Annotated in this window: 21 protein-coding genes and 1 riboswitch; of the genes, 12 read left to right on the top strand and 9 right to left on the bottom strand. The window is 70.3% G+C overall.

Annotated features, from left to right (window positions below; translation table 11 throughout):
• Window positions 1–31 precede the first annotated feature (31 nt).
• From F9C41_RS24255 to F9C41_RS24235, 5 genes are all read left to right on the top strand, one after another.
• Window positions 32–1,045, top strand: a complete 1,014-nt coding sequence (locus tag F9C41_RS24255) for an ABC transporter permease (RefSeq protein ID WP_155389142.1) — start codon at window positions 32–34, stop codon at window positions 1,043–1,045.
• Between the two features lie 31 nt (window positions 1,046–1,076).
• Entirely contained in the window at window positions 1,077–2,261 is a 1,185-nt protein-coding gene (locus F9C41_RS24250; RefSeq protein ID WP_155389141.1) for a substrate-binding domain-containing protein, read from the top strand.
• A 69-nt stretch (window positions 2,262–2,330) separates the two neighbouring features.
• Window positions 2,331–3,194 (top strand): sugar phosphate isomerase/epimerase family protein, encoded by an 864-nt coding sequence (locus F9C41_RS24245; RefSeq protein ID WP_155389140.1) that lies wholly within the window; start codon window positions 2,331–2,333, stop codon window positions 3,192–3,194.
• Window positions 3,195–3,279: 85 nt separating this feature from the next.
• Window positions 3,280–4,038 carry an ABC transporter ATP-binding protein gene (locus F9C41_RS24240; RefSeq protein ID WP_155389139.1) on the top strand — a complete coding sequence of 253 codons (759 nt, stop codon included), beginning with the start codon at window positions 3,280–3,282 and terminating at the stop codon, window positions 4,036–4,038.
• Between the two features lie 3 nt (window positions 4,039–4,041).
• Entirely contained in the window at window positions 4,042–6,585 is a 2,544-nt protein-coding gene (locus F9C41_RS24235) for an ABC transporter permease (RefSeq protein ID WP_155389138.1), read from the top strand.
• On the opposite strand, the gene F9C41_RS24230 is transcribed toward F9C41_RS24235, so the two are convergent.
• The 3 genes from F9C41_RS24230 to F9C41_RS24220 form a co-directional block, all read right to left on the bottom strand.
• Entirely contained in the window at window positions 6,582–7,274 is a 693-nt protein-coding gene (locus F9C41_RS24230; RefSeq protein ID WP_269058967.1) for a response regulator, read from the bottom strand. The two genes, F9C41_RS24235 and F9C41_RS24230, sit on opposite strands and share 4 nt — an antisense overlap.
• On the bottom strand, window positions 7,271–8,422 hold the full coding sequence (locus tag F9C41_RS24225) for a sensor histidine kinase (RefSeq protein WP_155389137.1): 1,152 nt from the start codon (window positions 8,420–8,422) through the stop codon (window positions 7,271–7,273). Before F9C41_RS24225 ends, F9C41_RS24230 begins: the two co-directional genes overlap by 4 nt.
• A gap of 98 nt (window positions 8,423–8,520) precedes the next feature.
• On the bottom strand, window positions 8,521–8,982 hold the full coding sequence (locus tag F9C41_RS24220) for a hypothetical protein (protein WP_155389136.1): 462 nt from the start codon (window positions 8,980–8,982) through the stop codon (window positions 8,521–8,523).
• A gap of 64 nt (window positions 8,983–9,046) precedes the next feature.
• On the opposite strand from F9C41_RS24220, the gene F9C41_RS24215 reads away from it, so the two are divergent.
• Window positions 9,047–10,015 carry a helix-turn-helix transcriptional regulator gene (locus F9C41_RS24215; RefSeq protein ID WP_155389135.1) on the top strand — a complete coding sequence of 323 codons (969 nt, stop codon included), beginning with the start codon at window positions 9,047–9,049 and terminating at the stop codon, window positions 10,013–10,015.
• A 13-nt stretch (window positions 10,016–10,028) separates the two neighbouring features.
• On the opposite strand, the gene F9C41_RS24210 is transcribed toward F9C41_RS24215, so the two are convergent.
• On the bottom strand, window positions 10,029–10,553 hold the full coding sequence (locus F9C41_RS24210) for a YbhB/YbcL family Raf kinase inhibitor-like protein (RefSeq protein WP_155389134.1): 525 nt from the start codon (window positions 10,551–10,553) through the stop codon (window positions 10,029–10,031).
• A gap of 75 nt (window positions 10,554–10,628) precedes the next feature.
• A complete protein-coding gene (locus F9C41_RS24205) occupies window positions 10,629–10,859 on the bottom strand; it encodes a hypothetical protein (protein ID WP_230689961.1) in 231 nt (76 codons plus the stop codon).
• Between the two features lie 151 nt (window positions 10,860–11,010).
• Here F9C41_RS24205 and F9C41_RS24200 point away from each other — a divergent pair, with 151 nt between their 5' ends.
• Window positions 11,011–12,411 carry a selenium-binding protein SBP56-related protein gene (locus F9C41_RS24200; RefSeq protein ID WP_155389132.1) on the top strand — a complete coding sequence of 467 codons (1,401 nt, stop codon included), beginning with the start codon at window positions 11,011–11,013 and terminating at the stop codon, window positions 12,409–12,411.
• A 59-nt stretch (window positions 12,412–12,470) separates the two neighbouring features.
• Here the strand turns inward: F9C41_RS24200 and F9C41_RS24195 are convergent, their stop codons facing one another.
• Window positions 12,471–13,826 (bottom strand): RICIN domain-containing protein, encoded by a 1,356-nt coding sequence (locus tag F9C41_RS24195; RefSeq protein WP_230689958.1) that lies wholly within the window; start codon window positions 13,824–13,826, stop codon window positions 12,471–12,473.
• Window positions 13,827–14,350: 524 nt separating this feature from the next.
• Here F9C41_RS24195 and F9C41_RS24190 point away from each other — a divergent pair.
• The 4 genes from F9C41_RS24190 (at window position 14,351) to F9C41_RS24175 (ending at window position 18,981) form a co-directional block, all read left to right on the top strand.
• Window positions 14,351–15,448 carry a LacI family DNA-binding transcriptional regulator gene (locus tag F9C41_RS24190; RefSeq protein WP_155389130.1) on the top strand — a complete coding sequence of 366 codons (1,098 nt, stop codon included), beginning with the start codon at window positions 14,351–14,353 and terminating at the stop codon, window positions 15,446–15,448.
• A 100-nt stretch (window positions 15,449–15,548) separates the two neighbouring features.
• Window positions 15,549–16,559: a methyltransferase gene (locus tag F9C41_RS24185; protein ID WP_155389129.1), complete on the top strand. Its 1,011-nt coding sequence runs from the start codon at window positions 15,549–15,551 to the stop codon at window positions 16,557–16,559.
• Window positions 16,560–16,736: 177 nt separating this feature from the next.
• Window positions 16,737–18,464 carry a glycoside hydrolase family 9 protein gene (locus F9C41_RS24180; RefSeq protein ID WP_155389128.1) on the top strand — a complete coding sequence of 576 codons (1,728 nt, stop codon included), beginning with the start codon at window positions 16,737–16,739 and terminating at the stop codon, window positions 18,462–18,464.
• A gap of 88 nt (window positions 18,465–18,552) precedes the next feature.
• Complete coding sequence (locus F9C41_RS24175) at window positions 18,553–18,981, top strand: DUF3592 domain-containing protein (protein WP_155389127.1); 429 nt, start codon at window positions 18,553–18,555, stop codon at window positions 18,979–18,981.
• Window positions 18,982–19,088: 107 nt separating this feature from the next.
• On the opposite strand, the gene lpdA is transcribed toward F9C41_RS24175, so the two are convergent.
• A complete protein-coding gene (gene lpdA, locus F9C41_RS24170) occupies window positions 19,089–20,465 on the bottom strand; it encodes a dihydrolipoyl dehydrogenase (RefSeq protein WP_230689956.1) in 1,377 nt (458 codons plus the stop codon).
• A gap of 162 nt (window positions 20,466–20,627) precedes the next feature.
• Complete coding sequence (locus tag F9C41_RS24165; protein WP_230689955.1) at window positions 20,628–21,380, bottom strand: nicotinamide mononucleotide transporter family protein; 753 nt, start codon at window positions 21,378–21,380, stop codon at window positions 20,628–20,630.
• A 127-nt stretch (window positions 21,381–21,507) separates the two neighbouring features.
• Window positions 21,508–21,636: riboswitch (FMN riboswitch) on the bottom strand.
• A gap of 97 nt (window positions 21,637–21,733) precedes the next feature.
• Here F9C41_RS24165 and F9C41_RS24160 point away from each other — a divergent pair.
• Window positions 21,734–22,312 (top strand): GNAT family N-acetyltransferase, encoded by a 579-nt coding sequence (locus F9C41_RS24160; RefSeq protein ID WP_155389124.1) that lies wholly within the window; start codon window positions 21,734–21,736, stop codon window positions 22,310–22,312.
• Between the two features lie 55 nt (window positions 22,313–22,367).
• On the opposite strand, the gene F9C41_RS24155 is transcribed toward F9C41_RS24160, so the two are convergent.
• Window positions 22,368–23,948: a hypothetical protein gene (locus tag F9C41_RS24155; RefSeq protein ID WP_155389123.1), complete on the bottom strand. Its 1,581-nt coding sequence runs from the start codon at window positions 23,946–23,948 to the stop codon at window positions 22,368–22,370.
• Window positions 23,949–24,120: the final 172 nt, after the last annotated feature.

Below are 24,120 nucleotides of genomic sequence, written 5' to 3'. Positions count from 1 at the left end.
ATGCCGCCGACGAGCGCAGCGAGGAGAAGGCATGAGCACTGAACTGGCGGCACCCGCCGGATCCGCCCCGGCCGTGACATCCGGGCTGGGTGGCGGCGGGCGCAGCGGCTGGGGCGCGGGCAGCATCCGGCCCGTGCTGATCATCCTGGTGCTGCTGCTGATCGCGGTCGGCATCCGCCAGCCCGACTTCTACAACCCGCCCGTGCTGCTGGCATTCCTCAAACGCGCTGCCCCACTGATCATCCTGGCCGCCGGGCAGTACTTCGTCATCGTCGCGGGCGACTTCGACCTGTCCGTCGGCTCGCTGGTCACCGCCGAGGTGGTGATCGCCGCCCGGCTCATCGACGGCGACCCGGCCGCGACCTGGCCCGTGATCGCACTGCTGCTCGGCTTCGGGCTGCTCATCGGCCTCGTCAACGGCCTGGTCACCACGCTGCTGCAGGTGCCGTCGTTCATCACCACCCTGGGTATGTACCTGGTGCTGGTCGGGGCGGTCTACACCTGGACCGGCGGCTCGCCGCGCGGGGCGCTGTCGGAGGAGTTCCGGCAGTTCGGCCGCCGGGGCATCGACGGTGTGCCGGTCCTCGGCCAGCTGCCGTACGCGGTGCTGGTCCTGGCCGGGGTCGCGGTCCTCGCCGTGCTGGCGATGCGGTCGGACTTCGGCAAGGTGCTGCTGGCCGTCGGCGACAACCCGCGCGCGGCCCGGGTCACCGGCGCCCGCACCGCCCGGGTGCGCACCATCGCGTTCGGAGCCAGCGGCCTGGCCGCAGCCGTCGCGGCGATCCTGCTCGGCGGCTTCGGCGGGGTGTCCTTCCAGGTGGGGCAGGGACTGGAGTTCACCGCGATCACCGCGGTCGTGCTCGGCGGGGTGGTGCTCGGCGGCGGGCGCGGCTCGGTCGCCGGGGCCATGCTCGGCGCGCTCACCCTGCAGACCCTGCTCACGCTGCTCAACCTGCTCGGCGTCTCCGGCGCGCTCAGCTCCGCCGTGCAGGGCCTGATCATCCTCGCCGCCGTCGCCGTCGGCACACTGCGCCGCCGTACCTGAACCGCCCTGAACCGAACCGAGAGGAACACGCATGAGGAAAAGCACACCCTTCCTGCTGGCCGTGTGCACCGCCGTCGCGGTGGGCGTGGTCGGCTGCACCAGCGAGGTGCCCGGCGCGTCGCCCAGCGCCGGGCCCAGCGGAGCCGGCACCGGAGAGACGTCGAAGTTCTTCGTCCAGGCCGACCACGACAACGAGCTGGCGCTGCGCACCAAGTCCGCCACCGGACCCGCGGACAAGCCGTGGGAGCAGGCGCTGGACCCGAAGACCGTGGACACCGCCAAGTACAAGAAGGCCGGCCCGTACCACCTGTGCTTCTCCAACGCCGGTGTCGGCAACCCGTGGCGGCAGGTCGGGTTCAAGAACATGCAGGCCGAGGTGAAGCTGCACCCGGAGATCAAGACGTTCACCGTGGCCGACGCGGAGAGCAAGGACGACAAGCAGATCTCCGACATCACCGACCTGCTCGGCAAGGGCTGCGACGCGCTCATCGTCTCCCCCAACACCACCGCGACGCTGACCCCGGCCGTCGAGCAGGCCTGCGCGAAGGTGCCGGTCATCGTGTTCGACCGTGGTGTCAACACCAAGTGCCCGGTCACCTTCATCAACCCCATCGGCGGGTACGCTTTCGGCGCGACCGGCGCGGAGTTCCTCGTCGAGAAGGTCAAGCCGAAGGGCAAGATCCTCGCGCTGCGCATCCTGCCCGGCGTCGACGTGCTCGAAGCCCGTTGGGGCGCGGCGAAGGTGGTCTTCGACAAGTCCGAACTTGACGTCGTTGGCGTCGAGTTCACCGACGGCGACGCGGCCAAGACCAAGACCATCGTCAGCAACTACCTCCAGCGCTTCGGCGACATCGACGGCATCTGGATGGACGCCGGGGCCACCGCCGTGGCGGCCGCGGAGGCGTTCGAGGACGCGGGCAAGCCGTTCCCGGCCATCGTCGGCGAGGACCAGCAGGACTTCCTCAAAATGTGGCAGGACAAGAAGCTCACCGCGATCGCCCCGACCTACCCCACCTACCAGTGGCGCACCCCGGTCATCGCCGCGCTGAAGATCCTGGGCGGCGAGGCCGTGGCCAGCCCCTGGAAACTGCCCCAGCCCACCATCACCCAGGACAACCTGGGCCAGTACGTGCAGGCGGACATGCCGCCGCTGCACTACGCCATGTGCGGCTGCACCACCCTGCCCGGCTACCCCAAGGACTGGGGCGGCAAGTAACCACCTGCGTCACCACGGCGGCCGCCCTCCTCCCGGGGCGGCCGCCAACTCCTGCGAAAGAGGTGTCTTGTGTTCGCCGTCGGCGCCAACCCGTGGATCTGGACCTCCCCCGTCGACGACCGCGCCCTGCGCGAGCTCGTCCCCCGCATCGCGGCCTGGGGCTTCGACGCGATCGAGATCCCCGTGGAGAACCCGGGCGACTGGTCCCCCAGCCTGGTCCGCGACCTGCTCGCCGAGCACGGCCTGGCGGCCGCGGCGGTGCTCGCGGTCACCCCGCCCGGCCGCGACCTGGTCTGCACCGACGCCGCGACGGTAAGCAGTTCGCAGGACTACCTGCGCGGGCTGATCGACGCGGCCGCCGTGCTCGGCGCGCCCAGCGTGTGCGGTCCCGTCTACGCGGCCGTCGGGCGGCTCTGGCGCATGTCGCCCGACGAGCGGGCGGACTGCTACCGGCAGCTGCGGTCGGCGCTGGATCCGGTCGCCGAGTACGCCGGTGAGCGGGGTGTCGCCGTCGGGATCGAGGCGCTGAACCGGTACGAGACCTCGGTCGTCAACACCATGGCGCAGACCCTGGAGGCGATCGACGGCCTGCCCGGCAACGTCGGCATCATGCTCGACAGCTACCACATGAACATCGAGGAGTCCGATCCGTACGCCGCGGTCGCCCTGGCCGGGCCGCGCATCGTGCACGTGCAGGTCTCCGGCAGCGACCGCGGCGCGCCCGGCCGCGACCACCTCGACTGGCCGCGCTGGCTCGGCGCGCTGGCCGCCACCGGATACCGCGGCCCGATCTGCATCGAGTCGTTCACCGGCGAGAACGAGGCCATCGCGGTCGCCGCCGCCATCTGGCGTCCGCTGGCCCCCACCCAGGACGAGCTGGCTACTGCCGGTCTCGCCTACCTCCGCCGGGTCACCGCCGCCCTGCACCCCTGACCCCACCCGTACGCCTCAGGTCGTACGAGCGGTACGTCCTCGCTGTGGATGTGGACCACCGCGCACCCGCCTACGGTCGACAGCCATGACATCCGCGACGATCACCCGCCCGGCGGTGGCGGTCACCGGCCTGACCAAGGTCTACGGGGGCGGCGACACCGCCGTCACCGCCCTCGACGACGTCAGCGTCACCTTCGACGCCGGCCGCTTCACCGCGATCATGGGCCCGTCGGGCTCCGGCAAGTCGACGCTGATGCACTGCGCGGCCGGTCTGGACACGGTCACCGCCGGCACGGTGTGCCTGTTCGACGCCGCCGGTGCGGCCACCGACCTGACGGGCCTGGACGACACGTCCCTGACCCGGCTGCGGCGTACCCGGATCGGGTTCGTGTTCCAGCAGTTCAACCTGCTGCCGACGCTCACCGCCCGGCAGAACATGCTGCTGCCGCTCGACCTGGCCGGCCGGCGCGCCGACCCGGCCTGGGAGGCGACGGTGGTCGAGGTGCTCGGCCTGGCCGACCGGCTCGGGCACACGCCCAGCCAGCTTTCCGGCGGCCAGCAGCAGCGCGTGGCGTGCGCGCGGGCGATGCTGCCCCGGCCTGATGTCATCTTCGCCGACGAACCCACCGGCAACCTCGACTCCCGCGCCGGGCAGCAGGTGCTCGGGTTCCTGCGGCACAGCGTGCGCGAGCTGGGCCAGACCGTCGTCATGGTCACCCACGACCCCAACGCCGCCGCGTTCGCCGACCGGGTCGTGCTGCTCGCCGACGGTCGGCTCGCCGGCGACCTGGCCGACCCGACCGCCGACAGCGTGCTCGACGCGCTCAAGAATCTCGGGGCGTGAGCCGTGCTGCGGACAGTCCTGGCGGGCCTGCGCGCCCACACCCGGCGTTTGGTCGCCACCTTGATCGCGGTCGTGCTCGGCGTCGGCTTCGTCGCCGGCACGCTGATCTTCGGGGACACCGCCAGGGCCGGTTTCTACGACACCTTCGCCCGGCTGGCCCAGAACGTCGACGTCGCCGTGCTGGCCCCGACCGGCTCCGGCGGGCAGCCGGAACTGCTCACCGATGCCCAGCTCGCCGCCGTACGGGCGGTGCCGGGCGTGGCCGGTGCCGACGGGCGCTCCAGCGGGCCGCTGGCGCTGCTGGACCCCGCCGGGCGGCCGATCACGAACTTCTCCCGGGTCGGCGTCGGGCTGTCCACCGACGGTGACCCGCGTACCCGGCCGTTCGACATCGACGGCCGGGTGCCCGCCGGTCCGGGCGAAGCGGTGCTGGACACCGAGACCGCGTCCCACCAGCGCTACCACACCGGCGACACCGTCGTGGTGGTCGACGCCGCCGGGGCCCGGCACTCGTACACGCTGGTCGGGCTCATCGACTTCGGGGTGTCCAAGACCTACTCCGGCTCGACCGTGGTCGGGCTGCCCGCGGCGGAGCTGGCCGCGCTGACCGGGGTGCGCGGCTACGACGAGATCACGGTGACCGCGGCTGGCGGCGTCGCCCAGGACGTGCTGGCCGGGCAGGTCCAGGCCGCGCTGGGCAGCGGGCCGCGGGTGTCCACCGGCGACCAGCGCCGCACCGACCTGGCCGACGAGGCAACGTCCGTCGCGACGGAGTTCACCTCCGCCCTGCTCGTCTTCGGCGTGATCTCGCTGGTCGTGGCGGCGTTCGTCATCTACAACACGTTCGCGATCCTGCTGGCACAGCGCATCCGGGAGACCGCGCTGCTGCGATGCCTGGGCGCGACCCGCCGGCAGGTGTTCACCGCGACGCTGGCCGAGGCCGCCCTGATCGGCACGGTCGGCGCGGCGGGCGGGATCCTGTTCGGCATCGGCGTCGCCTACGCGCTGTTCGGGCTGCTCAACGATGCCGTGCACGCCAATCTGCCCGCGCACGCGGTCGTGGTCGGCACCGGGCCGGTGCTCGCCGGGCTCGGCATCGGGCTGGGCGTGACCGTGGTGGCCGCGCTGCTGCCGGCGCTGCGGGCCACCCGCACGTCGCCGCTGGCGGCGCTGCGGGAGCTGCCCACCGCCGTGGTCACCGGCCGCGTCCGGCGTATCGTCCGCGCGGTCGCGGCGCTGCTGGCCGTGGGCGCCGGGATCGCCGTCACGGTCGTCGGGTCGGGCACGAGCGACTCGCAGGCGGCGACGTTCACCATCGTCGCCGGGGGTGTGCTGGCGTTCCTCGGCGCGCTGATCGCCGCGCCGCTGTACATCGGCGCCGTCACCGCCGCCGTCGGCCGGCCCGTCGCGGCGGTGCTCGGCACGCCCGCGAAGGTCGCCGTGGCCAACGCGCGGCGCAACCCCGGACGCACCGCGACCACCACCGCCACCCTGATGATCGGCATCGGTCTGATCGCGCTGTGCAGCGTCCTGCTGGGCAGCCTCCAGGCCACCGCCGAGGACCAGCTGGTGGGCCACTATCCGGTCGACTACGCCATGGCCGGGGTCCGCTACGACAACGACCACCAGGCCGCCATCCCGGCCGCATTCGCCCAGCAACTGCGGGCCCGGCCCGAGTTCAGCGGGGTCGCGCAGGCGCGTGAGGGCAGCGGGCAGCTGGACGGCGCCCGCGCGGTCATCGCCGCCGTGGACCCGTCGGCGTACGGCACGCTGATCACGCCCGCGACGGCCAGCGGCACGCACGCCCTCGACGCGGGCACCGTCGTCGTGTCCAGCGCTAACCGCGTCACGCAGCACCTGCGGGTCGGCGACTCCGTCACCGTCACCGTCGGCCCGCGTACGCAGACCCTGACGGTCGCCGGCACCGCGCCGCTGGCGATCCCCGGCATCGAGCAGATCGACGCGCTGGTGTCCTGGGACCGGTTCACCGACCTGGCCGGTCCCGGCGACGACACCGTCGTGCTGGCCAAGGCCGCCCCGCAGGTCAGCGCCACCAGCTCGCGCGACGCCCTGGACCAGGTCGCCACGTCCTACCCGCTGCTGGAGATCAGCAGCATCGCCGATCTGACCAGCGACCTGGCCACGCAGATCAACGCGCTGCTCGCCCTGTTCGGCGGGCTGCTGGGCACCGCGGTGCTCATCGCCCTGTTCGGCATCGCCAACACGCTGTCGCTGTCGGTCGTCGAGCGGACCCGCGAGTCGGCGACCATGCGCGCCATCGGCCTGACCCGTGCCCAGCTGCGCGCCACTCTGCTCATCGAGGCGCTGCTGATGGGCGTCGTGGGCGCCGTGATCGGCATCGGCTTCGGACTGGTCTACGGCCCGCTCATCGTCAGGGCCCAGTTCGGCGCCGTCGGGCCGATCGTCGTCGTGCCGTGGGGGTGGCTGGCCGGGCTCGTCGCGCTCGCCGCCGCAGCGGCCGCGGCGGCGGCGGTCCTGCCCGCCCGGCGCGCGGCGAAGGCCTCGATCGGGGGGGTGTGGCCCTAGCTCGGGCGGCCCCCGGGGGCGCCGGCCGGCGGGCCCCCCCGCCCCGACTCGTACGCGAACACGACGACCTGGACCCGGTCCCGCAGGCCCAGCTTCGTCAGGATCCGTCCCACATGCGTCTTCACCGTCGCCTCCGCCACGACCAGCTCCGCGGCGATCTCCGCGTTGGACAGCCCCGCGGCCACCGCGAGCACGACCTCGCGCTCGCGGTCGGTCAGCGCGGCGACCCGGGAGTCCGGCGCGGGCGGCGGCACGAACCGGCCGGCGAAGTGCTCCAGCAGCCGCCGCGTCACCCGCGGCGCGACCACCGCGTCGCCCCCGGCGACCGCACGCACGGCGGCGAGCAGTTCCTCGGGCGGGGCGTTCTTGAGCAGGAACCCGCTCGCACCGGCCTGCAGCGCCGCGAATGCGTCCGCGTCGCCGTCGAACGTCGTCAGCACGATCACCCGCGGCGTCGGCCCGGCGGCGCTCAGCAGCCGGGTGGCCTCCACCCCGTCCATGATCGGCATCCGGATGTCCATGACCACCACGTCGACAGCGGCGGCCGTCCCGGCGAGGTCGCCGACCAGCCGGACCGCTTCGGCGCCGTCGCCGGCCTGCCCGGCCACCGCCATGTCCGGCTGCGACGACAGGATCATCTCCAGCCCGGCGCGGACCAGGGGCTGGTCGTCGACGATGAGGACCCTCACAGCGGGACCTCCGCCCGCAGGCTCCAGCCGCCCCCGGGCCGCGGCCCGGCCGTCAGCGCCCCGCCGTGCACGGCGACCCGCTCGCGCATCCCGGTCAGGCCGTGCCCGGCCTCGCGCGCGGCCGGCACGCGCGGGCGGGCGCCGCCGTCGTCATCCACCGACACCGCCACCGCGCCACCCTGCTCGATCAGGGACAGCGTCACCGCCGCGCCAGGGCCCGCGTGACGCAGCACGTTGGTCAGCGCCTCCTGGGTGATCCGGTAGACCGCAAGCTCCACGGCGGGCGTCACGGCCTGCGGCAGCCGCGCGTCGACGGTCACCGCCAGACCGGCCGACCGGGCCCCGTCGACCAGGGCGTCGATCTCGGCCAGGGTGACCCGCCGGCGTGACGCCGGCTCGGCCTCCGGCCCTGCCCCGCGCAGCACGCCGACGAGCAGGCGCATGTCCTCCAGCGCGTCGCGGCCGGTCGCCGCGACCGTCGCCAGCGCTTCGCGGGCCTTGCCCGGATCGGCGTCGAAGGCGTAGCGGCCCCCGTCAGCCTGCACGATCATGACGGCGAGGCTGTGCGCGACCACGTCGTGCAGCTCCCGGGCGATCGCGGCGCGCTCGTCGGCGACCGCGATCCGGGCCAGGTGCCCGCGTTCGCGTTCCAGCGTCGCCGCCCGCTCCTCCAGCCCCGCGACGTAGATCCGCCGCTGGCGCATCGTGTACGCCATCAGCCACACCCCGCCGCACACCCCGACGTACCACAACGCGAGCGCCCACCACCGCGTCGCGTCGCCCTGGCGGACCACCACGACCACGACGCCGAGCGCGATCACGGCCGCCGCCAGATACGCGTGCCACATCCGGCGGCCGTACTTGACCACTGCGTACATGCCTGCCAGGACCGCCAGGTCGAACGGCAGCGGCTGGTTCTCCGGCGCGTAGAACAGCACCTGCGCCAGGGCCGCGGTCGAGATCACCGCCAGCGCGGTCAGCGGCAGCCGCCGCCGCAGCACGATCGCGGCCGCCATCACGACGCCGAGCCACATGAGGCTGGGCGGGGACAGCGGGTTGCGGATCTCCAGCAGGGTCAGGCCGAGCACGCCGAACCCGACCAGCAGGTCGAACGCGAGCGCGCGGCGGGTCCACAGGACGGCAGGCACGCGCCCAGAGTAGCCGCCGTCCAGGGACGGAGATCTGGTCAAACCAGGGCCTCCGACCCCGGACGGCGATCATCGCCGGGCGGACCGGGCGGCGCGGGTCAGGCGCGGCGGGTGAAGTCGGCCGTCCAGTTGACCTCCCAGGTGGCCCCGTCGTCGGTGGAGAAGGCCTGCTCCCAGCGAGGGTGCTTGGTATCGGTCTGCGTCCAGCGGTAGCGGACCCGGATCGGGGTGCCCTCCCACACGTCGTCGCACTCGAACGTGCCGACGGTGCCCTCGAAGCGGCCGACGACGGGGTTGTCGAGCACGCCGCCGGTGTTCTTGGAGGCCCACCAGATGCGCCACACCTGCTCGTCGGGGCTGAACAGCCGCAGCGCGACGCCCTCGTAGCCGCGCTCCGGGGCGCGCAGCACGTCGAGGACGCCGGTGCCGTCGAACAGCACCTGGCAGTCCAGCGTCGCGTCGAACTCGTACCACTCGTCCTGGCCGGCCAGGACCTTGACCAGGCGGCGCTGGACGCTGTCCCACGTGCCGGCGAGGAAGTCGAAATCAGTGTTCGTCATGGATGGCACGCTATGGCCGCACCCCTGACACGTTCTGTCAGTGCTCGGCGGCAGACTTCGGCACATGCGCGCCGACCGACTGCTCTCCATCGTCCTGCTGCTGCAGAGCCGCGGCCGGCAGACCGCCCACCAGCTCGCCGCAGAGCTGGAGGTCTCGGCCCGCACCATCTACCGGGACATGCAGGCCCTGGGCACCGCGGGCATCCCCGTCTACGGCGACGCCACCGGCTACGGCCTGATCGACGGCTACCGCACCCAGCTGACCGGGCTCACCGCCGCCGAGGCCCGCGGTCTCGTGCTCGCCGAGCTGCCCGGGGTCGCCGCGGACCTCGGCCTGGCCGAGGCGGTGGCCGCCGCGCAGCTCAAGCTCGCCGCCGCGCTCCCGGACGCGCTGCGCGAGCGCACCGCCCGCATGCGGCAGCGCTTCCACCTCGACACCCCCGGCTGGTACGCCGACCGCGACAGCTCCGAACACCTCGCCGCCCTCGCCGACGCGGTATGGCGCCAGCGCGCCCTCGCCGTCAGCTACGAGAACTGGACCGGCTCCGCCGAGCACCTGCTGGAGCCGTACGGGCTGGTCCTCAAGGCGGGCAAGTGGTATCTGGTGGCCCGTGCCGCGCCTGGCCTGCGCACGTTCCGGGTCAGCCAGATCCGCGAGCTGACCGTGCTGCCGGAGGAGTTCACCTGGCCGGACGGGTTCGACCTGGTCGCGCACTGGCACGAACACATCGCCGACTTCCGCGCCCGGCTGGTGCAAGGTGAGGCGCTGGCGCGCTTCTCCCCCGCGGCGCTGGAGCTGCTGCCGCACCTGATGGGCCAGGCCGTCGTCGACGCCGTCGCAGCGGGCGAGCGGCAGCCCGACGGCTGGATCGTGGCGCGCGTGCCGATCGAGACCGACAGCCACGCCGAGATGCAGTTCCTGCGCTTGGGGACGCAGGTCGAGGTACTGGCACCGGCGGCGTTGCGCGGGCGCATCGCCGCCACCGTCGCGCAACTCGCCCGCACGTACGCCGCCACGACCGATCCCGCTTGACGCCTCAGCGCCGCTATCTCTCATGGACGCCGTGGATGACGGCGCGGGCGATGCCGTGGGTGAACAGCATGAAGCCCAGGTAGGCGGGCGTGGCACCATCGGGCAGATCGAGTCTGTCCACGTCCACGGCGTGCACGGCGATGAAATAGCGGTGCGGGCCGTGTCCTGGCGGTGGGGCCGCGCCGACGTAGCGCCGAAGCCCAGCGTCGTTGCGCAGGGTCACCGCCCCGCCGGGCAGGTCGCCGCCGTCTCCGGCGCCCGCCGGAAGCTCGGTCACAGTCACCGGCAGATCGGCAACGGCCCAATGCCAGAATCCCGATGCCGTCGGCGCGTCGGGGTCGAACACCGTGACCGCGAAACTGCGGGTCTGCTCAGGGAACCCCGACCAGCTCAACTGCGGGGAGATGTCCGCACCGCCGGCTCCCATGATCCCGCTGAGCTGGTCGTGGTCCAGTGGCTGGCCGTCGGTCACCGACTGCGAGGTCAGCGTGAACGTCCCGCGCTGTGGCAGGAATTCGTACGGATCATACGGAAGCATCACGGCACCCTTCCGGATCAGCTGATGCCGCTGGGGCAAGCGCGTCGGAATTGTTCTTGCGCAAACGACGGTCCCTCACTTCGCCCGGTAAGCGACGACCTCCCCGGCTGTGATCTGGGGCGGGTTCGGCAGCAGCGACGCCAGATTCTCGATCACCCAGTCCGCAGCCTTCTTGTTCGACTCCTCCGCGCCGTCTCGGCTCTCGAAAACGCTCGTCGAGACCATCACGCCGTTCCCGGCGTCGACCCAGTAATAGGCGACGATGCCCGGAACTGCGTTGATGATCGGAACGAACCCCTCGTTCACACGCCGCCCCGCCTCACGGGGGTCGGTCACTCCCTCGTAACGACGTACGGTTGCATACATATGCCCTCCCTTCCTGCATACAAATTCTGTCATGTCGGAATCGCGAATTTTGCTATATAGACCCCTTCCAGGGTTGTTGCAGGAGAATTAGGTGGTGACAGATCCGACTTTTTACCGAAGTCCTCTCGAAGCCGTATCCGCGCCGATGGAACGACTCGCCTATGTCGTGGCGTTCGACCCTGCGGGCCGGCAGAAGGACGCGATCGCCGTACTGGACTGCGAACCGGGCTCGGCAACGTACGGCGAGGTCGTCGGCTGGGCCGAGCTGCCGACCGCCGGGAACGAGCTACACCACTTCGGCTGGAACGCCTGCTCCAGCGCGCTCTGTCACGGCGGGCACGCCGGCCACCTCGAACGCAGATACCTCATCGTGCCGGGGCTCCGCTCGTCGCGTACCTACATCCTCGACACCAAACCCGACCCGCGGGCGCCGACGGTGGTCCGGACCATCGAAGCCGGCGAACTCGCCGACAAGGCCGGGTACTCCCGGCCGCATACCCTGCACTGCGGGCCGGGTGGCATCTTCATGTCCGCGCTGGGCGGCGCCGACGGCAACGACGGCCCAGGCGGTGTGGCGCTGCTCGACCATGAGACGTTCGACGTGGTCGGGGCATGGGAGCAGGACCGCGGCGATCAGTTCTTCGCCTACGACGTGTGGTGGCACCTGAACCATGACACGGTCGTCACTTCGGAGTGGGGCACTCCGTCGATGATCGAGAACGGCCTCCATCCGGAGGACCTGCTCGGCCGCAGATTCGGTCACCACCTGAACTTCTGGAGTATGTCCCAGCGTCGCCTCTTGCAACGCATCGACCTCGGTGACGAGCATCAGATGGTGCTCGAGCTGCGCCCGGCGCACGACCCGTCGCAGGCCTACGGATTCGCGGGCGTCGTCATCAGCGTCGAGGACCTGTCCGCGTCGGTGTGGCTGTGGCGTAAGGGCGATGACGGCTTCACCGCACACAAGGTCATCACGATCCCGGCCGAACCCGCCGACCCGGCGCGGCTGCCCCCGGCTCTCCAGCCGTTCGGGGCGGTGCCACCGCTGGTCACCGACATCGACCTGTCCGTGGACGACCGCTGGCTCTATGTCTCGTGTTGGGGCACGGGAGAACTCAAGCAGTACGACGTGAGCGACCCACTCCATCCCTGGGAGACCGCATCCGTGCGGCTTGGCGGGATCGTGCGACGGCAGCCCCATCCGGCGGCACCTGACCTGCCGCTGTCCGGGGCACCTCAGATGATCGAGATAAGTCGCGACGGCAAGCGGGTCTACGTCACCAACTCGCTGTACGCCGCCTGGGACGAAATCTTCTACCCCGACGGAGTCGGCGCCTGGCTGACGAAGTTCGACGCCGACGTCGAGCGAGGCGGACTGACCGCGGACCACCGGTTCCTCCGGCACGCAGACGACTTCCGCGGGCTGCGCGTGCACCAGGTGCGCCTGCAGGGCGGAGACGCCTCCAGCGACTCGTACTGCTTCACCGACTGAACTGGCACCGGGGCCGTGCGGGCCGTGCCCGCGGATCCGCGGGCACGGCGCGACGATCGTCAGACGGCCGTGCGCGACCACTGCTGGTTGGTGCCGCTGTTGCACGGATACTGCTTGAGAATCACACCGTCCGCGGTCGATGAGGAAGGTACGTCCACGCACTTGCTGCTGTGCCGCGCCCGGAGCTGGAAGTAGCTGCCGTTGGCGACCATCTGGAACTGCTGGTTGGTGCCGCTGCCACAGGTGTACTGGACGATTTCGGCGCCGTCGGCGGTCGAAGCGCTCACCACGTCGAGGCACTTTCCGCTGTGCCGGCTGATGATGCGCCAGTATCCGCTGCCGGCGTCCTGGAACTGCCACTGCTGCCACGCATTGCCGCCATACGTGTACTGGCCGACGCGGGCGCCGTTGGCGGTGTTCGGTGCCTGGACGTCCATGGCCTTGCCGCTGTGCCGCACGTTGACCCGGTAGAACGTCGTCGGCACCGGCGTGGAGTCGCCGACGGTGTCGCCCCAGCCGTACCGGATCCGGTCGGCGCCGGAGGCGTTGCGGATGGTCAGGTTCAGATCGGTGCCGCTGCCGCTCAGGGAGAACATCGAGTACCCGTCGTAGCCGAGGCTTCCGGTCGGCTTGCCGCCGAGGGCGGGCCAGTAGGTGCCGCCCATCTGGTTGTCCCGCATCACCTGGGCCATGGCACGGATGTGGCGTACGAAGTTGTCGGTGCTGTTCGCGTCGCCGTAGTTGAGACCGGTGTGCATGGCCCCGCCGAACTCGGTCGCGACCGCGCGGGCGGCGCAGTTGCCCAGACGCGTCTGGATGTGCGTCCGGAACTCGTCGTAGGTCATCGCGCTGTAGAAGAAGGCGTAGTGGTGGAAGGACAGCAACGTCGCGTTGAAGCGGCTGTCGTTGCAGACGTCGCGCAGGTCCTGGCTGTAGCCGGTGCCGCCGACGAGCACCCGGCCCGGCACCGCCGAGGTGTGGTAGCTGAGCCAGTTCGCCGCGACGTCGCGCCACTCTGTCGAGCTGTAGCCGTGCGGTTCGTTCATCGGCTCGAAGTAGACGTTGCCGTTCGAGCCGTAGGTGTTGGTCACGCTGGACCACATCGTGTTCCACGCGGCGAGGTTCGTGATCCTGCCGCCGGAGGCGGCGCCGTCCTCCCAATAGGCGAGGATGACCTTGAAGCCACGGGCGGTGGCGGCGTCGATGGCGCCGCGGTAGGCGTTCCACCAGGTCGTGTTGGCCACCGTGTGAGTGTTGATGGGCAGCCGGACGGTGTTCACCCCCATGGTGGAGGCCATGTCGTCGTAGAGGGCGTTGGCCTTGGCGCGCACTGTCGCGTTGCTGTCGGACTGGCTCAGGCCCTGCACGACGAGCGTGCCGGTGCTGAAGTTGTCACCCAGCACGGCCCAGTTCATGCCTCGGAATTGACGGGTGGCGGCGTTGGCCGGCGACGCAAGGACGACGAGACTTGCCAGTGCTGTCAGCGCTGTCAGCCCGAGGGCGATCAGCAACCGGAGCAACGATCGACTGCTACGCGATGGTCCTGATACGCAGACATCAGCCGGCGCGGTCAGTTTCATGAAATGTCCAATCACCCGGAGGGTTGATTTCGTCGGTGTTACATCGGTAACGGAATCGGCCACCTAGCACCAGAAAGTGATCCGATGTGTTCAGAAACGTTCAGAATCGAACTCTGCAGGCGATGGCGGTGCACGGCTGCTCTGCCGGCTGTCGGTGCCGTTGCCGGTCCTGGTGGCGCGTCTGCCGAGGTGTCGTCAGTGGTGTCATCGACGTTCCATGACTGATCTGTTACGGTCAGGAACGCTCAAAAAGTTGACAGATACGAACAGCCAGACCAGCAGCATGACCTCGGGCGCTTGCCGCAGGAGCCACCCCCGGCCCGGCCAGATGGCGGTCCTGGCCGACCCAGGAGGCGCCCATGTCGACGCGGCGACCCCTCAGGGCGCAGCGGCAGGAAAGCCTGCTGGCCGAATTGCGCCGCCATGGCGGGGTGAGGGTCAGCGACATCGCCCGCGAGCTTTCCGTCAGCGAACTCACCGTCCGCCGGGACATCGACGCACTGGCCAAGCGGAACCTGGTGACCAAGGTGCATGGCGGAGCGACGCTGCCGAGCTCGGTGGTCAGGCCCGCCCTGTCGAAACAGTCTCGCGCCGCGTTCACCATCGGCATGGTCGTCCCATCGCTCGACTTCTACTGGCCGCTGATCGTCGGCGGCGCTCGAGCCGCGGCGGCAGCTCTCGGCGTGCAACTGCAACTGCGCGGGTCGAGCTACGACCCCGACGAAGACCGCCGCCAGATCACCCGGCTCATCGAAGCGAAGCAGGTCCAGGGCCTGCTGCTCGCGCCGAGCCTGGACGGTGCGCGTGCCGACGAAATGATCGACTGGATCGGCCGCCTTCCCGTGCCGACGATCCTGGTCGAGCGCCAACCCGAGCGGTGGACCCCGACCACCAGGCAGATCGAGTGTGTACGCAGCGACCACGCACTGGGCCTCGAGATGGCGGTCCACCACCTTTACGAACGCGGCCACCGGCGCATGGCACTGCTGCTTTCGAAGGGCAGCCCGACGTCGGCGTACCTGCTCCGGGGATGGAAGTTCGCATGCGCCGACCTCGACATCCCCGACGCCGTCGTGTTCCGCGAGTCCGTCGCCTTCACCGCGCCCGGACATCGGGCGATCATCGACAGAATCCTGGACGAATGCGCAGCCGCCCGGATCACCGCTGTCATCATCCACAGTGATCCCGATGCCATCGCCTTCGCCCAGTTCTGCGCCGAGAAGGCGATCGCAGTTCCCGATGACCTCGCCCTGGTCTCCTATGACGACGAGGTGGCACACCTGGCCGAACCTTCGCTTACCGCCGTCCGACCAGCCAAGACCCACGTCGGTCGGGCGGCGGTGGAACTCATGGTTTCCCGCCTGCTTGACGGCGAGCGCCGACCGACCCAGCGCATCCTGGTGGCACCCGAGCTGATCGTGCGCCAGTCGTCGATAGGTCGTGGCCTGGTCAAGTAGCCGCCCGACCCGGGCCCGGCCGCAGCCTGGCGATGCTGCCCGGCTGACGGACATCAGACTGCGGCTGGCACCGGCGGGGCCGGAGGTCCACGATGGCGCCATGGCGGAACCGACTGCGGCAGAGCAGCTTCAGCGCATGGTGGGTGGGTTTCGCGTGAGCCAGGCGATCCACGTCGCGGCCGAGCTCGGCATCTCCGACCTGCTCTCCGGTGGGCCGCTGAGCGCCGACGAACTCGCGGCCCGCGCACGGGCCCATCCGCGCTCGCTCTACCGACTGCTGCGAGCGCTGTCGACGGTCGGTGTCTACGAGGAGTTGCCCGACGGGCGGTTCCGGTCGACGGCGATCGGTGAGGCGTTGCGGTCCGACGCACCGGACTCCCTCACGGGTTGGGCCCGGTTGGTCGGCCGGCCGTACTTCTGGCAGGCCTGGTCGGCGTTGGGGCACAGCGTCCGTACCGGTGAAAACGCGTTCCGCTCGGTGTACGGCGAGGACGTGTGGTCCTACCGTGCCGCGCGTCCCGAGGAGAGCGAGATCTTCGACGGCGCGATGACGGCACTGGCGTCGACCGACGTCGCCTCGGTCATGGACGCCTACGACTTCGGTCGATTCGACACGATCGCCGACATCGGCGGCGGACGCGGCGCGTTTCTCGCCGCGATCCTCGACCGGTGGCCGCACCTCACCGGGGTGCTCACCGACCAGGCGCACGTCGTCGCCGGTGCGCCGAAGTTGCTCGAGGCAGCCGGCGTGGCGCAGCGTTGCCGCATCGAGGCCGGAAGCTTCTTCGACGCGGTGCCGACCGACGCCGACGCCTATGTCCTCAAGAGCGTCATCCACGACTGGGCAGACGAGGACTCCGTCCGCATTCTGGCGACCTGCCGTCGGGACATGCCCGCGGACGCGGTGGTGCTCCTTGTCGAGCGGGTCCTGACCGGGCTCAACCAGAACCCCGTTGGCGCCTTCTCCGATCTCAACATGCTTGTTGCCCCCGGCGGGCAGGAGCGGACCGAGGACGAATACCGCTCGCTCCTGGCATCGGCGGGCCTGAGCCATGTGCGTACCACCGTGAGCAGTAGCGGCTACGCGGTCGTCGAGGCCGTACGCGCCTGAGCACATCCACACCGAACGTGCTCGCCGCGGGATCGTAGATTTGCCGCATGGAACTTCCCGGACGCGGGCCTCTGACCGCACGCGCCGATTGCGGTCGGCACAGCAGCCGAGCGTGCCCGGCCCCCGCGCTCGGCGTCGCACGCCGCACCGTCGTGGTCAGTGGGGCGGTGTTCGCCCGTGCCTGCAAAGGCTGACGCGGCTCCAGCCGTCCTGGTCGCCCACCTGGGCTATGGCCTACGGGCGGCCAAGGCCGCGATCGCGGTGCTGCCCGACGGCGCGGCGCCGCAACGGGTCGAACTGCTGGCCGAGGACGGGACGCCGCAGCCACCCCTGGCGGCGAGTCCAGTACAGACGGTGTCCGGCTGGACCGCCGGGCCGTTCGCCCGCATCGACCTGCCACCGGACCTCGGATCCGGCAGCTATCGCATCCGCATCCGGGACGCCGCGGGCCGTGAGGCGACCTCGCACGTATTCGAGATCGCGGCCGACCGGCTGCAGCGCCAGACCATGTCGGACGTGCTCGCCTACTTCAGGGCGATGCGATCCAGCGGCGAGATGGACCGCAAGGACCGTCACGCCGCTCTGTGGGGCGACGACTCGGGCCGCACCATCGACGCCCGCGGCGGCTGGCTGGACGCGAGCGGGGACACCAGCAAGTTCCTCAGCCATCTCACCTACACCCGGACCATGAGCCCGCAGCAGACGCCGCTGTGCGCCTGGGCGATGATGGCCGCCCGCGACGCCCTCGCCGAACGCCATCCCGCGCTGCTGCGCTCGCTGGGTGCCCGGCTGCGCGACGAGGCGCTGTGGGGCGCCGACTTCCTGGTGCGCTTCCGCGCCCCCGAGGGCTACTTCTACACCGGCATCTTCGACGCCCTCACCAAGCGACTCGACGAGCGCGTGATCACCGCCCCTCTCGCCGAATGCGTCCGCACCGACCGCTATCAGGCCGGCTACCGGCAGGGCGGCGGTCTGGCAATCGCCGCCCTGGCCCGCGCCGCAACCCTTGACGACGACGGCGACTTCAGCCGCGCCGACTACCTGTCCGCGGCCCTGCACGGCTTCGCCCATCTGGAAGAGCACAACCTCGACCACCTCGACGACCACGCCGAGAACATCGTCGACGACTACTGTGCGCTGCTCGCCGCCGCCGAACTCGTCGCCGCCGGGGCCGGCGACGGCAGCGTACGCGCCGCCGCCGGGCGACGCGCGGCATCACTGCTGGCCCGCTACGTCCGCCCGCAGGACCAAGGCCCCGGGTGGTTCCTCGCGGACGCGCAGGGACGGCCGTTCTTCCATGCCGTCGAGGCCGGGCTGCCGATGCTGGCGCTGCTGCGCTTCGCGCACCTCTTGCCCGAAGCGCCGCAGGCCGCGGCCGCCCGCGCGCTGGCCCTCGAGGCCACCCTGGACACGCTGCGGCGCAGCCAGGCTGTGCCCAACCCCTTCGGCTACCCGCGCCAGCGCGTGCAACCCGCGGACGCCGACGCCACCGACGCCTTCTTCTTCCCACACGCCAACGAGACCGGCTACTGGTGGCAGGGCGAGAACGCCACGATCGCCTCGCTCGCAGCGGCGGCGGCCGCCTGCGCCGACCTCGACGGGGTCACCGACGGCGAACGGGAGCAACTCGCCGCCTTCGCCGACGACCAGGTCGCTTGGATCACCGGCCGCAACCCCTTCGACGTCTCGATGATCCAGGGCCGGGGCCACAACAACGTCGACTACGAGTCGGACTTTCCCAACCTGCCGGGCGGCATCGTCAACGGGATCACCGCCGGCTGGTCAGACGAGGCGGACATCGCCTTCCTGCCGTCTGGGGCCCCCGCGGGAGACTCCTGGCGCTGGGCCGAGCAGTGGATCCCCCACGCCGGGTGGTTCCTGCTCGCCGCGGCCTGCGCCCGCTGACCGATCACCGACTCACAGCGCCGGTCTCTTTACGCGTAGCGTTCGTATGCGCGACCACCACGAGAGAGGACAAGCGATGATATTCACCATGCGGCGCACGATCACCGGGCTGGCGATCGCCTTCGTCCTTGGCCTGATCTCCGTCGGCATCTTCCTCGTCGGCGAACAGCAACGGACACGGATCGTCGATCACGGCAGCCCGACCCGGGCCACCGTCACGTCAGACCACAACGACGAATTTGATCACTGGTACGTCGTGAGCTACACGGCGCAGGGGCAGGCCCGCACAGCCGAACTGCGTTACCCATGGGTGATCGACAAAATCCCGGTAGGTCAGGCCCTCACCGTCTACGTCGACCCAGACCACCCGGAGCGGATCGCCACCGCCGACGGCTATTCCACCCCGCCCTGGACTTCCGCGCCCGGCTGGTTCGCCGTCCTGGCGGTCTTCGCCGCCTTCATATCTGTTGTCGGCCGGCTGACCTCGTCCCGCAAACAGTCGCCGGCGAACGGGTAGGTGCGTGGCCGCCGTCGGGGTCGTGTTCGACGACGGCCACGGGGCCATGTTCGACCTGTCCTGGCAGGCGGCACAGGTCATCGTGATGCGTTCAGCCTCGGCCGAGCTCACATGTTGATCATGTGTCCGGCGAGTCCGTGCACCGCTTCCTTCACCGCCTCGCCCAGCGTCGGGTGCGCGTGCACGTTGCGCGCGATCTCCGACACCGTCGCCTCCCACATCTGCGCCATGGTCAGCTCCGGCAGCAGTTCGGTGACCTCCGGCCCGATGAGGTGGCCGCCGAGCAGTTCGCCGCTGCCCGCATCGCTGATCAGCTTCACGAAGCCGGCCGTGTCACCCAGGCCGTGCGCCTTGCCGTTCGCGCTGAACGGGAACTTCGCCACCCGTACGTCCAGTCCCTTGGCCCTGGCCTGCGCCTCGGTGTAGCCGAAGCTGGCGATCTGGGGCTGGCAGTAGGTGGCGCGGGGGATCATGATGTAGTCGAGTTCCATGGTGGGCGCCTGGCCGATGGTCTCCGCGGCGATGACACCCATGGCCTCGGCGGTGTGGGCCAGCATGAGCTTGGCGGTCACGTCGCCGATCGCGAAGATGTGCGGGGTGCTGGTGCGGCAGCGGCCGTCGACCTCGATCGCGCCCCGGTCGGTGAGCTTGACGCCGGTGCGCTCCAGCCCGTAGCCCTCGACACGCGGCGCGAAGCCGATGGCCTGGAGCACCTTGTCCGTCTCGATGGTTTCGGGTCCCTTGCCACTGTCGACCACGACCCGGACGCTGTCGGCGCCCTCCTCGACGGAGACCACGCGGGTGCCGGTGCGCACCTCGATGCCGAGCCTGCGGTAGTGGCGGATCAGCTCCTTGGAGACGTCCTCGTCCTCCATCGGCACCATCCGGTCCGCAAACTCCACGATGGTCACCTTGACCCCGAAGTTGTGCAGCACGTACGCGAACTCGACGCCGATCGCGCCCGCGCCCGCGATCACGATGCGGGCCGGCAGGGTGTCGGACATGATCTGCGACTCGTACGTGACCACGCGGTCGGACAGCTGGGTGCCCGGCAGCAGGCGCGGGGTGGCCCCGGTCGCGATGATGGCGTTGGCGAAGGTCACGGTCTCGGTGCCGCCGCCGGCCGACACGACGCGCAGGGTGTTGGCGTCGACGAACTCGCCCACGCCCTCGAGCTGCGTGATGTTGTTCTTCTTCATCAGGTAGTGGACGCCCTTGACGCGCCCGTCGGCGACCTTGCGGCTGCGCTGGAACGCCTGCCCGTAGTCGAAGCGAACCTCGCCGTCGACCTCGATGCCGTAGGTCTTGCGCTCATTCATGAAGATGTGTGCCAGCTCGGCGTTTCTCAGGAGTGCCTTGGAAGGGATGCAGCCGACGTTGAGGCAGACACCACCCCAATAGCGCTCTTCGACAATGGCGGTCTTCAACCCCAGCTGAGCTGCGCGGATCGCCGCGACATAACCGCCGGGACCGGCACCCAACACGACAACATCGTATGCACTCACGCGTCGGATACTACAATTTCGCACCCCCACCGTAAGAGCGCGCCAGCGACCCACCTCCGCCACATGACATCCCTGCTGAAGATCTTGTCTCGCTCGTCGAGGCGGATTCGCAGGTCGCTTCGCGGCCCACCAGCCAGGGGGTTACCGGTGCCCGCCGGCGCTGGTCGTTCTCAGCTTCGCGGGCGCCGTGTCGGTCGAGGGCACGACGGCCTGGTCGGGTGGCTGCTCGGTTGGCAGCGTGGCGCTGGAAGATCGCAGCCAGACGGTGAAGCCGTACGCGACGAGCCCGGCGTATACGACGTAGAGCACGGCGGACGGGTAGAAGTGCGACTTCACCAGCAGCGGCACTCCGACCGCGTCGACGCCGATCCACACGAGCCAGAAGTCGTTCCATCCGCGTGCCATCGCGTAGGTCGCGATGATCGAACCGATGAAGATCCAGGCGTCGCACCAGTAGTACCAGCGCGGGGCCGCGAAGGCCGTGCCGACCCATACGAAGATCTGCTGGGCGACCACGACTCCGACGGCCCAGGCCGCGAGGTAGGCCAGCCGTTCCCGTGCGCTCGCCCAGCGTGGGGTGATCGCCGGGGCGCCGCGGTCGCGCCGCAGTGAGGTCCAACGCCACCACCCGTACACGCTGACGACGATGAAGAAGACCTGTCGCCCGGCCTGCCCGAACAGTGTCGTGTGCTGCGGATTGGCGAACGCGATGCCGAAGAAGACGGTGAACAGCAGGGCGTTGCCGACGATGCCGACCGGCCAGGCCCAGACGCGCCGGCGTAGCCCGCCGATGGCGGAGGCGAACCCGAACGCGTTGCCGACGATCTCGCGCCACAGGATCGACTGGCCGAAGATCGACAGCTGTGCGTCGAAGAGACTTTCCAGAACGCTCACGAGGTGCCCTTTCCATTCAGCGGTGGCTGAACTCCGGGGCTGTGCGTGCAGCACACATGCGGACCGCACCGGGCCGCATGTGACGGACGGCGTGATGCCGTACGCCACGCGGACCGGTTGCGGTCGTCGCGTGCTGCCTCCCATCCGGACTTTCACCGTCGGTCCCGGAATTCCACCGGGTCAACCGGCCGCTGGCTGCGGTCGGGTCGCGGACTATCACCGCCGGTTCGGAATTTCACCGACCCCGGAGCACGTGGGCCGCATTATGGCACGCGCGGCAGAGTCGGCGACTCGGGCGGGGCTCACGAGGGGACAACGTCACCCCGTCGCATTCCTCCCTTAGGATCCGCTGCATGCCGAGCACCACCACCCGGTTCATCTGGCCGATCGGGGACGGGACCGTCCTCATACCGCGGACGCCGGCGATCGCCACCGCCTACCACGCCCTGCTCGCCGCCAACCATGTCCGCCTGGCTGTCTGGTCACCCGGCTCCGAGGAGCCCACTCCGGAGACCACCCGCACCGCCCTGGAACGCTCCGGGCGTGCCTGGCTCGACGGCACCCGCCTTCCGCTGGCGATAGGCGTTCCCGCCGACAACGGCCACCGCCTGGTCGGCGCGATGAATCTGGCCATCGACAGTTCCGCGGGCCGTGCCGAGGTGGGTTTCTGGATCGACGCCGCCGCAGAGGGCCGGGGACTGGTCACCCGGGCACTGAACGCCGTGCTCGGCCACGCCTTCGATGACCTCGGCCTGCATCGGGTCGAGATGCGGACGCTGACCACCAACGACCGCAGCCGCCGCTTGGCGGAACGTCTCGGCTTCACCCTTGAAGGCGTCCTGCGCGGGGCGGCCCGGTTCCCGGATGGTCACCGAGATGTGGCGGTGTACGCCGTGCTCGCCGACGAATTCGCCAAGCCGGCGCAACCGTAGCAATGCTCCACCGCCGCAACGCATCGTTCGGCGCATACGGTGCCGGAAGGGGTGCCTAACCTGTGCTTCCCACTCTGGTCAGGGTGATCACGTTGGCGGTCCTGGCGCAGCCGCCGGGTAGGTTCACGCAGCCGTGGGCGTTCTGCTTCAGGGTGAGCACGGGGTCGCTACCCGTGATCTGGTAGGTGCCTGACCCCGCCATCGACACGCCCCCGCCCGAGCCGCGGTAGGTGTAGGTGCCACCGGTGGCGCTGGTGGGGGTGTACGAGTAGACGACCGTGAAACCTTTGCCCTGTCCTTGCAGGTCGAACGGTGCGGCGAGATCGGGAACGGTTCCGGAGACCTTCACCGCGAGCCCGCCGCTGGCGACATACGCCCCCTGCTTGGTATCGAAGTCGATGCTCGCCTTGGCGACGCCTCGCTTCGACCGGGCCTCGAGGGACACCGTCCCGCTCTTGTCGGGGGCGTCCGGGGCGGTGTAGGTGAAGGTCGCGTCGGCCTTCACCTTGCTGTCGCTGGGCGTGACCGCGGCGCCGCCTGCGGTGAGCGCCGCCCTGACCGTCCCGCCAACGGGACCGCCGTCGATCCGGCTACGGGGCGCGGCGTTGATCGTCGAGGTCGCGCTAGGTTTCATGCCCTTCGGCCCCGGCGCGGCGGTCGGCTTGAGGGCCACACAACGGCCCGACTGCCAGCCCTTCTCGGCTGCTTCGCCGAGCGTGGACTTGATGAGCATCGCGTACACCGAAGCGAGGGCGACCGCGTCTGACTGCAGGGAGCCGTTCGGCGTGCCGCCACTGCGGTCGAGGGTCACGGACCGAAACTTCGTGGACCCCATGCCGCCCGATACATCGACGAAGCTGCCCTTGCTGTTGGCGAAGGCGGCCCACTGCATGCGGTATTCGGCGTCACTGGACTCCAGCTTGGCGTCGTCGTCGACCTGGCCGGTGACTGCGACATCCAGAGTGCCCTTCTGACCGGTGCTGCCACCCGTCTTCGTCACGGAGATGTCGACCTTGGCGCTGGCCTTGACACGACCGTTCGTGTCAGGACAGGGGCTGACCTCGGCCTTCACCACCAGTTTGGTGGTCACACCGTCCGACTCGTGAGTGGCATCCACGGCCAGTTCCATCTGCTCGCGCGAGCCCGAAACCTTGACCCCCTTGGCCCACTCGGTGGAACCGCGCTCGCCGTCCTTGAGATCGTTCGAGCCGACCACGATCCCCTCGGCACCGATGTTGGCGATGAGGACGCCGCCGAACAGGCCCTCGCCGATGCTCGGGTCCGCTGCGCCGGCTACGAACACCGCCGGCCGGAACACGATCGGCTTCTCGCCGATCGCCCGCGCCTCGCCCGTGATTGCCTTGCCATGGGCGGCGAACGCGGCGTCGGCTGCCGCAGCTCCGCCAAGCGCCGCTTCCAGACCCGACTCGGTCCAGAGCCTCCGCTCGAGGACATTGTCGAGCCTGGCGAGCTCGACCTCCTGCTGCTCCTTCGATCGCGCCCGTTGGGTGTCGACCAACTGCTGCAGCGCCGTAAGGTCGACTACACCGTCGACCACGATCGGGCCCTGCTGCGCCGGCCGGTCGTCCGGGCCGTTCGACCCCGAGCCGCATCCGCTGAGCAGGAGCGCTGCCACGGCGACCAGGGAAAGTCTGCGGGCTGGACCGAGGTGCGACAACGTCGGACTCCTTCTCGCGGAGTTCCGGCGGCGCGGATGCACACCCGTCGTTCAGAGACAGGCCCGGAGTGACCCGAACGATAGCCGTCGCAGCAGGCCCTGGCGATGGGCTGCCGGTCGAGATGCGATG

This window comes from Catellatospora paridis, assembly GCF_009720365.1.
GTDB classification, from domain to species: Bacteria; Actinomycetota; Actinomycetes; order Mycobacteriales; family Micromonosporaceae; genus Catellatospora; species Catellatospora paridis.
The sequence above is the reverse complement of the archived record's forward strand: the minus strand, read 5'-3'. Positions and strand labels throughout refer to the sequence as shown.

Coding starts and splice junctions, on each gene's coding strand:
- F9C41_RS24255 (WP_155389142.1), top strand. CDS start 32: ATGAGCACTGAACTGGCGGCACCCGCCGGATCCGCCCCGGCCGTGACA.
- F9C41_RS24250 (WP_155389141.1), top strand. CDS start 1,077: ATGAGGAAAAGCACACCCTTCCTGCTGGCCGTGTGCACCGCCGTCGCG.
- F9C41_RS24240 (WP_155389139.1), top strand. CDS start 3,280: ATGACATCCGCGACGATCACCCGCCCGGCGGTGGCGGTCACCGGCCTG.
- F9C41_RS24220 (WP_155389136.1), bottom strand. CDS start 8,982: ATGACGAACACTGATTTCGACTTCCTCGCCGGCACGTGGGACAGCGTC.
- F9C41_RS24215 (WP_155389135.1), top strand. CDS start 9,047: ATGCGCGCCGACCGACTGCTCTCCATCGTCCTGCTGCTGCAGAGCCGC.
- F9C41_RS24210 (WP_155389134.1), bottom strand. CDS start 10,553: ATGCTTCCGTATGATCCGTACGAATTCCTGCCACAGCGCGGGACGTTC.
- F9C41_RS24195 (WP_230689958.1), bottom strand. CDS start 13,826: ATGAACTGGGCCGTGCTGGGTGACAACTTCAGCACCGGCACGCTCGTC.
- F9C41_RS24190 (WP_155389130.1), top strand. CDS start 14,351: ATGTCGACGCGGCGACCCCTCAGGGCGCAGCGGCAGGAAAGCCTGCTG.
- F9C41_RS24185 (WP_155389129.1), top strand. CDS start 15,549: ATGGCGGAACCGACTGCGGCAGAGCAGCTTCAGCGCATGGTGGGTGGG.
- F9C41_RS24175 (WP_155389127.1), top strand. CDS start 18,553: ATGCGGCGCACGATCACCGGGCTGGCGATCGCCTTCGTCCTTGGCCTG.
- F9C41_RS24160 (WP_155389124.1), top strand. CDS start 21,734: ATGCCGAGCACCACCACCCGGTTCATCTGGCCGATCGGGGACGGGACC.